The organism is Mycobacterium sp. TH-M25 (assembly GCF_057473665.1).
This window is the reverse complement of sequence record NZ_JBYCLA010000485.1, coordinates 1-6,765: the sequence shown is the minus strand read 5'-3', so window position 1 is coordinate 6,765 and position 6,765 is coordinate 1. Positions and strand designations below refer to the sequence as shown.

Below are 6,765 nucleotides of genomic sequence, written 5' to 3'. Positions count from 1 at the left end.
AACCGGGCCGGTATCGTCTGATTGTCGCCCGTGCCTGCCCGTGGGCCAACCGGGCGATCATCGTTCGGCGGCTCCTTGGTTTGGAAGATGTTCTCTCCATTGGGTTTTGCGGACCAACTCATGACGAGCGCAGCTGGACGTTCGACCTCGAACCGGCGGCGTCGACCCGGTGCTGGCAAGGACATCAACCCGAGTGGCATCGTGCCGAAAGGACCCGATCTGTCCAACTGGTTGACGCCACCTGGTCGTAGGCGTTTTACGTGCCGAGCGTCGACTAGTCGCGTTAAACGCAGCCGATTTCGCCCAACAACTCGACGTTCGATCGGTCAGAGATGGCATCCGGCTGCGCGCAGCGCGTCGCGAACCCGCGCGACGACGACATCGGGCCGGTTGCGTAGCAGGTCGGCGCTGACCCGAATGATTCGCCAACCCCTGGCTTCGAGCTCGGCCAGCCGGTCGATGTCCCACGTGCGCTGCACGGGATCGGTCCAGTGGTGTGCTCCATCGAATTCGACCCCGACCTTCCATTCCGGCCAGCCCATATCGATGCGCGCCAAGACCCCGGCCCACTCACCCCGCACCTCGATCTGAGTCTGTGGCCGCGGCAACCCGCCGGCGATCAGCACGAGGCGCGTCTTGCTCTCATACGGTGACTCCGCGCCGCCGTCGACCATCGTCATTACCCGACGCAGTTGCACCAGGCCCCGTCCGCCGCGATGACGGTCTGCCAAGTGTTCGACATCTGTGATCGTCAGCCTGGTCGCATGGGCCAGCGCATCGATTCGAACCACCGCGGTGGTGAGGCCTTTTCGGCGCCCAAGGTCGAATGCGGTACGCGCCGGCGTTGTCAACTGGATGCTGCCGCGGACGCATATCTCGTCCTCCCCGAGCTCGTCGCTGTGCAGCATGATGCCCGGCGTTTTGTCCCGGCTTCGGCGGTTGAGTTCAGCGGGCAGCCACGGGTCGATCCACGAAGTCCGAAACAGGGCTGCGGCGGACAGCCCTGCGACCGTGGCAGCGCGTCCCGACCAGAGCCAGGCCGCCACCGCACGGGTCGCCGGTGTAAGCGATTGACCTCGAGGGACGTACACATCGCGGTGGACGCGGTCGAAGTCTGTTCGAAGTTGGTGGGGCGTGACGAGTCCTGCCGCCAGAGCTTCGGTTCCCCGGAATGGCCACTGGTCGCTTTCCATGTGCGTACGGTGCCTGTCGCCGCGGACTTTGGTGTTCGACCGTCGACTTGTTGTGCATAACTAGCCGCTTTCCGCGCAACAACTCGACGTTCGAGGGCCCCTGAGCGTCAGTTCCACACCGTTCGAATCGACCACTCTGCGTGCGGGACGCCCTGTACCTCGCCGTTGGGGTCGACGAACACCGTCATCAACTGCACAGCGATGCCGGTGAGTCGGCCGTGATGGGGATCGACGGTGGGAATGGTGACCGCCAGTCGGCTGTCCGGCCGGTAGAACGTCGTCGCGGGAATCGCGGAGTCCTCATACACCGTGAGCAACCACCAGGGTGCGCGACCGATCGGCGTGGGCACCGAAAGCTGAACGGGTGAGCGGGAATTCACCTGCAGCTCGCCCTCGGTCTGCGGATTCTGACAGTCGGTGAGGTCGATGACACTGCAGTAGCGGTAGGGGCCGACCCGGACCAAGTGTCCGGCTGAGTAGGCGCTGATCTGTGGACGCTGTGGGCCCGGCTTGCGCTCCAACCCCCACGCGCCGAATCCGGCGCCCGCCGCAAGCACCGTGACAATCAACAGCAGAGCAAGCCTTTTCGCCGACGTCATGATCGGGGCACCGCCGCGGCGTCACGCTTGGCCTTGCCTTCCTGTTCGACCATCACGGGGCGGTTGCCGCCCAGGCCGGGGATCAGCGAGTCGCCGTTGAAGCTGAGGATGGTCTGGGCCAGACCGAGGATCAGCACCGAGGTGACCACGCTGAACCCGATCCACAGGTCGGTGTAAATCAGCACGCCCATCGCGCCACCGAGCACCCACGCGAGTTGCAGCGTCGACTCCGAACGTCCGAATGCCGACGCGCGCGATTCCTCGGGTAGGTCGTCCTGCAACGACGAATCTAGGGCGGCCTTGGCGATCGCGCTGGCCCCCGAGGTGATCAGCGCCGCGATCGCAACCATCGGCTGCGTACCGACCACGGCCGCGGCCAGCGCGACACCGGTCACCGCCAGGGCGCAACGCAGCACGAGCACCGAGGGCCGGCCGAGCCGCAACCGCGCGCTGGTGAAGTTGCCGGCGAAGTTGCCGATCGCGGCGGCCGCACCGATCATGCCGAGCAGCGCGAGCTGTCGCCAGCCGTTGGCATGATGCGCCTTGGCCACGAAAGCCGGATACAGGAACAGGAACCCGACCATGATCTTGATTGTGCAATTACCCCAAAGTGAGGTGATGATGTTGCGGCCGAACGGTTGTCGAAGTGCTCCGCCGGCCCGCCGGACCTCGTCGGGCCAACGCCGTCGCCCTGCGTCCTGCCGGTAACTCAGGGTGGTGGGAACTTCGCCCGCGGTCACCTCGACCCAGCGCGGGATGCGCATGGACAGTGCGGCGCCCGCCACGGTGACACCGATGACGACGTACAGCGCACCGGGCAACTGAAGCAGGCGGTCGCTGGCGTACTCGATCCCGCCGGCGATGCCACCGCCGACGATGGTGCCGCCCAGCAGGCCGAACATGGTCAACCGGGAGTTCACCCGGACCAGGTCGATCGTCGGCGGCATCACCCGCGGCGTGACCGCACTGCGCAGCACGCTGAACGACTTCGACAGCACCATCATCATCAGCGCACATGGATACAGCACCCAGGACTGATATCCGCCGGTCGCGGCGTCGTAGTTGGCGATCAGTACCACGGCCAGCGCCGTACGCATCGCGAACGACGCCGCCAGTGCGACTCGCCGACCGTGCTGCAACCGGTCCAGCGCCGGACCGATCAGCGGTGCGATCACCGCGAACGGAGCGATCGTGATCAGCAGGTACAGCGCAACCCGGTCTTTGCTCTCCCCGGTGGCCGCAGCGAAGAACAGCGTATTGGCCAGCGCCACCGCCATTGCGGCGTCGGTCGCGAAATTGGCCATTACCGGCCAGGTGAGCGCGGTCAGCCCGGATTTGTCGGCGCCGTCGGCGGTGGCGGCCCGCTGCACCAGGTCATACATCCGCGAACCCATCTCGCGGCTGCGCTGCGCGGCGGCGCGGGTGACGGTGATCCGTTCCCCGGTCGGGGTGGTTGCCAGCGGTTCGCGGCGAGGTTCGGCCCCTGGCCGACGATTCAGCGGCGGCAGGTACCGATTTGCGCTCGGCATTGCCGGTCCGCCTGGTGAACGGCGGTAATCCGCCTCGTCGGCGGGGTAATTGGCCATGCCGGGATGCTCGGCGCCCGGTCCGCTACGACCACGCCGAACCGGCGCCGAGCGGGGCCTGGCGACCGGGTGATCATCGTGTCGTCCCGCCATGCACCGATTCTCACCCATAGCGGGTGTGGTGGTCGGTAGGCGACCGGTGTGGCCGACTGTCGCATCTGTGCGGCAGAATTGGGGGCCCATGGAAACAACGGACGATGTGACCGGTTCGACCGCGACGGAATGGTCGCCGGAATTGGCGAGCATTCTCACCGGTGCGGTCGACTTGGCGCGCGCTGCCGTGGTCGAGGGCAGCGGTGACGACACCGTGGGCGACTACCTCGGTGTCGGCTACGAAGATCCGACCAGTGCCACCCACCGCTTCCTCGCCCATCTGCCCGGATACCAGGGCTGGCAGTGGGCGGTGGTGGTGGCGAGTTATCCCGGCGCCGACCACGCAACGGTCAGCGAGGTGGTGCTGGTACCCGGGCCCGAGTCATTGCTGGCACCGGATTGGTTGCCGTGGGATCAGCGCGTCAGGCCGGGCGACCTGAGCCCTGGCGACCTGCTGGCCCCGACGTCCGACGACCCGCGGTTGGTGCCCGGTTTCATGGCATCGGGTGACCCCTATGTCGACGAGATCGCCGCCGAAATCGGGTTGGGTCGCCGGCGGGTGATGAGTGCGTGGGGCCGCGACGAAGCCGCGCAGCGCTGGCACGACGGCGACTACGGCCCCCGGACGCCGATGGCTCAGTCGACCAAGCGGGTCTGCCGCGATTGCGGTTTCTTCCTGCCGCTGGCCGGTTCACTGGGAGCGATGTTCGGCGTATGCGGCAACGAGTTGTCCGCCGACGGCCATGTCGTCGACTTCGAGTACGGATGCGGCGCGCATTCCGACACGCCCGCTCCCGCGGGCAGCGGCTCGCCGGCCTATGACCCTTTCGACGACGGCGTGCTCGATGTCAGCGAGAAGCCCGCTGAGCCCGCTTAGCTGTTCTCGGCCGCGGCCTTGATTCTGGCAAGCGAGGCGTTCATGCCCTCGACGAGTTCGCGCTCGAAGCTCTCGATTCCGCCCATCAGTGCTTTGACGGCCATGGTGGACACTGACTTGACGCCGTTTTCGGCGTGCCGGCTCTCGATCACCCTGGTGCCAGCCGGAATCGGCTGCAGTTCGTAGCTCCACACGGTGTTGTTCGCATTCACCCGGAACGCCAGCTTCTGCTCTGGGACCAACTCGACGACGGTGGATGTCGTCGGCCAGACCAGCATGTTGCGCCGGTTGAGGTTGAAGGTCCGGGTGCCGGGGCGAACGGTGCCCAGCGGCCGCATCAACCGGCACTGCGGACTCCACTGCGGCATCCGGCGGAAATCGCTGATCAACGACCACACCTTCGCGACGGGTGCGTCGATGTCGATTTGGGCTTGTAAGAGCGGTGCTGCCATGTACTCCAAACCTCCTAGCTGGTGGGCTTTGTGATGAGTCCGGTCTGAGCGCCGCGGGCGCCCCGACGGGCGGCTGAGCGCTGCAGCAGAAAGAAGGATGTGCCCAGCACACCTACCGCGAGCCCGGCCACCGTCAGCGGCCGCCAGGTGGCGAGCGCGGGCGTGAGGAAGACGATCACCGCGGCCACCAGCCAGACCAGCGCGCCGATCACGATAACCGGCCACGGGTCCAGTAACGCGGCTGGTAGCGGTGGCGGCTCGATGGTCTCGCCCGGCTTGTCAGACATCGAGATCACGATAGCTTGACGACGATGCCGGCCGCGACCGGCCGGAGGAGAAGTCGAGCCGTGGGGTCAGCTTGACGACGATGCCGGCCGCGACCGGCCGGAGGAGAAGTCGAGCCGTGCATGCGGCCGATGTGTGTCCGTCTTGGTGATTCGACGTGGACGTCTAAGTGTTCTGTCGTAACCTTCGCGCTGTGATCGATAGCGATAGCCGATTGGCCAGCGACCTGTCGTTGGCGGTGATGCGGCTGTCCCGGCAGCTGCGATTTCGCCGCCCGCAGTCCCCGGTGTCGTTATCGCAACTGTCGGCGTTGGCTACGTTGGCCAACTTCGGGCCGATGACGCCGGGCGCGCTGGCGATCCGGGAACGGGTTCGCCCACCGTCCATGACGCGGGTGATCGCTTCATTGGCCGAACTGGGCTTCGTCGACCGCGTCGCGCATCCCGACGACGGTCGGCAAGTTCTGGTGTCGTTATCCGCCTCGGGCGTCGAGTTGATGGAGGCCGAACGCCGGGCCAGCCAGGAGTGGCTCGCGCAGCGTCTGGAAACCCTCGGCGTGTCTGACCGTGACACGTTACGGGTGGCGGCGGACTTGATCCTCGCGCTGGTCGACGAAAGCCCTTGACCGTCAACGTCATCGACATCGATGATCCCGATGATGCGCGGTTGGACAACTTCCGCGACTTGAACAGCATCGACCGGCGCCCGGATCTGCCCACCGGCAAGGGTCTGGTGATCGCCGAGGGCGTGCTCGTCGTGCAGCGGATGCTCGCTTCGCCGTTCACGCCGTTGGCGTTGCTCGGCACCGACCGCCGACTCACCGAACTGACGACGGACCTCATCGGCAACCCGGCGCCCTACTACCGGGTGTCGGCCGAGGTAATGGCGGCGGCGGTCGGCTTCCATCTCAACCGCGGCGTGCTCGCCGCGGCCCGCCGAGAACCCGAGCGCAGTGTCGCCGAGGTCGTCGATGGCGCTCAGACCGTCGCGGTACTCGAGGGCGTCAACGACCACGAAAACCTGGGCTCGATTTTCCGCAACGCGGCCGGACTCGACGTCGACGCCGTGGTGTTCGGCAGCGGCTGCGCCGACCCGCTGTACCGGCGCGCGGTACGTGTCTCGATGGGGCACGCCCTGCTGGTGCCGTTCGCCCGGGCTGTCGGTTGGCCCGACGAGTTGAAGGCACTGCAGCAGAGAGGTTTTCGATTGTTGGCCATGACTCCTGGTTCCGACACGACGACGTTGCCGGAGGCGATGGCGGCGGTACGCCGCGAACGGGTCGCCATTGTGGTCGGCGCCGAGGGACCCGGCCTGAGTCATGCCGCGATGAAGGCCAGCGATGTACGAGTGCGCATCCCGATGTCGCGCGGCACCGACTCGCTCAACGTCGCCACCGCCGCGGCGCTGGCGTTCTACGAGCGAGCTAGAGTCTGATTGCCCGACTCCTCCTCATCGCGCTGCGCGCTCTGCATCGTCGTCGGGCTAGAGTCTGAGTGTGACCGACGAATCTACGCCGTGGGCAACAGGTTTGACGGTCGCGGCGTTCGTCGCGGCGGTTACCGCAGTCGCCATCGTGGTGCTGAGTCTCGGCCTGGTTCGGGTGCATCCGCTGTTGGCGGTCGGTTTGAATATCGTCGCGGCGGGCGGATTGGCGCCAACGCTGTGGGGTTGGCGCCACAC

The 6,765-nt window shown here is 66.6% G+C and carries 9 protein-coding genes and 1 pseudogene; 5 read left to right on the top strand and 5 right to left on the bottom strand.

Features of this window, described 5'->3' with window-relative positions; translation table 11 throughout:
- A pseudogene (locus AC2VOU_RS16385) lies at positions 1–232 on the top strand (glutathione S-transferase family protein); the annotation flags it as partial.
- Positions 233–326: 94 nt separating this feature from the next.
- On the opposite strand, the gene AC2VOU_RS16380 reads toward AC2VOU_RS16385, so the two are convergent.
- From AC2VOU_RS16380 to AC2VOU_RS16370, 3 genes are all read right to left on the bottom strand, one after another.
- The gene (locus tag AC2VOU_RS16380) at positions 327–1,193 is read right to left on the bottom strand and encodes a DUF559 domain-containing protein (protein ID WP_486958321.1); all 867 of its coding nucleotides are present in this window, start codon (positions 1,191–1,193) and stop codon (positions 327–329) included.
- A 107-nt stretch (positions 1,194–1,300) separates the two neighbouring features.
- Positions 1,301–1,792, bottom strand: a complete 492-nt coding sequence (locus AC2VOU_RS16375) for a DUF2771 domain-containing protein (protein ID WP_486958320.1) — start codon at positions 1,790–1,792, stop codon at positions 1,301–1,303.
- Positions 1,789–3,471, bottom strand: a complete 1,683-nt coding sequence (locus AC2VOU_RS16370) for an MFS transporter (RefSeq protein WP_486958319.1) — start codon at positions 3,469–3,471, stop codon at positions 1,789–1,791. Before AC2VOU_RS16370 ends, AC2VOU_RS16375 begins: the two co-directional genes overlap by 4 nt.
- Positions 3,472–3,559: 88 nt before the next feature.
- Between AC2VOU_RS16370 and AC2VOU_RS16365 the strand changes: the two genes are divergently transcribed.
- Positions 3,560–4,348 (top strand): DUF3027 domain-containing protein, encoded by a 789-nt coding sequence (locus AC2VOU_RS16365; protein WP_486958318.1) that lies wholly within the window; start codon positions 3,560–3,562, stop codon positions 4,346–4,348.
- Here the strand turns inward: AC2VOU_RS16365 and AC2VOU_RS16360 are convergent.
- Positions 4,345–4,800, bottom strand: coding sequence for an SRPBCC family protein (locus AC2VOU_RS16360; RefSeq protein ID WP_486958317.1), 456 nt, complete (start codon positions 4,798–4,800; stop codon positions 4,345–4,347). The genes AC2VOU_RS16365 and AC2VOU_RS16360 overlap by 4 nt on opposite strands.
- Before the next feature lie 14 nt (positions 4,801–4,814).
- Positions 4,815–5,087, bottom strand: a complete 273-nt coding sequence (locus tag AC2VOU_RS16355; RefSeq protein ID WP_486940870.1) for a DUF2530 domain-containing protein — start codon at positions 5,085–5,087, stop codon at positions 4,815–4,817.
- A 191-nt stretch (positions 5,088–5,278) separates the two neighbouring features.
- Between AC2VOU_RS16355 and AC2VOU_RS16350 the strand changes: the two genes are divergently transcribed.
- The 3 genes from AC2VOU_RS16350 to AC2VOU_RS16340 all read left to right on the top strand — a co-directional run.
- The gene (locus AC2VOU_RS16350) at positions 5,279–5,710 is read left to right on the top strand and encodes an Rv0880 family HTH-type transcriptional regulator (RefSeq protein WP_486958316.1); all 432 of its coding nucleotides are present in this window, start codon (positions 5,279–5,281) and stop codon (positions 5,708–5,710) included.
- Positions 5,707–6,519, top strand: a complete 813-nt coding sequence (locus AC2VOU_RS16345) for a TrmH family RNA methyltransferase (RefSeq protein WP_486958315.1) — start codon at positions 5,707–5,709, stop codon at positions 6,517–6,519. Before AC2VOU_RS16350 ends, AC2VOU_RS16345 begins: the two co-directional genes overlap by 4 nt.
- Positions 6,520–6,580: 61 nt before the next feature.
- A partial coding sequence (locus tag AC2VOU_RS16340; RefSeq protein WP_486958314.1) for a DUF2537 domain-containing protein occupies positions 6,581–6,765 on the top strand: 185 nt, incomplete at its 3' end.

What these genes read in the sequence shown, in the direction of transcription:
- AC2VOU_RS16380 (WP_486958321.1), bottom strand. Translation starts at nt 1,193, where the DNA reads ATGGAAAGCGACCAGTGGCCATTCCGGGGAACCGAAGCTCTGGCGGCA.
- AC2VOU_RS16375 (WP_486958320.1), bottom strand. Translation starts at nt 1,792, where the DNA reads ATGACGTCGGCGAAAAGGCTTGCTCTGCTGTTGATTGTCACGGTGCTT.
- AC2VOU_RS16370 (WP_486958319.1), bottom strand. Translation starts at nt 3,471, where the DNA reads ATGGCGGGACGACACGATGATCACCCGGTCGCCAGGCCCCGCTCGGCG.
- AC2VOU_RS16365 (WP_486958318.1), top strand. Translation starts at nt 3,560, where the DNA reads ATGGAAACAACGGACGATGTGACCGGTTCGACCGCGACGGAATGGTCG.
- AC2VOU_RS16360 (WP_486958317.1), bottom strand. Translation starts at nt 4,800, where the DNA reads ATGGCAGCACCGCTCTTACAAGCCCAAATCGACATCGACGCACCCGTC.
- AC2VOU_RS16355 (WP_486940870.1), bottom strand. Translation starts at nt 5,087, where the DNA reads ATGTCTGACAAGCCGGGCGAGACCATCGAGCCGCCACCGCTACCAGCC.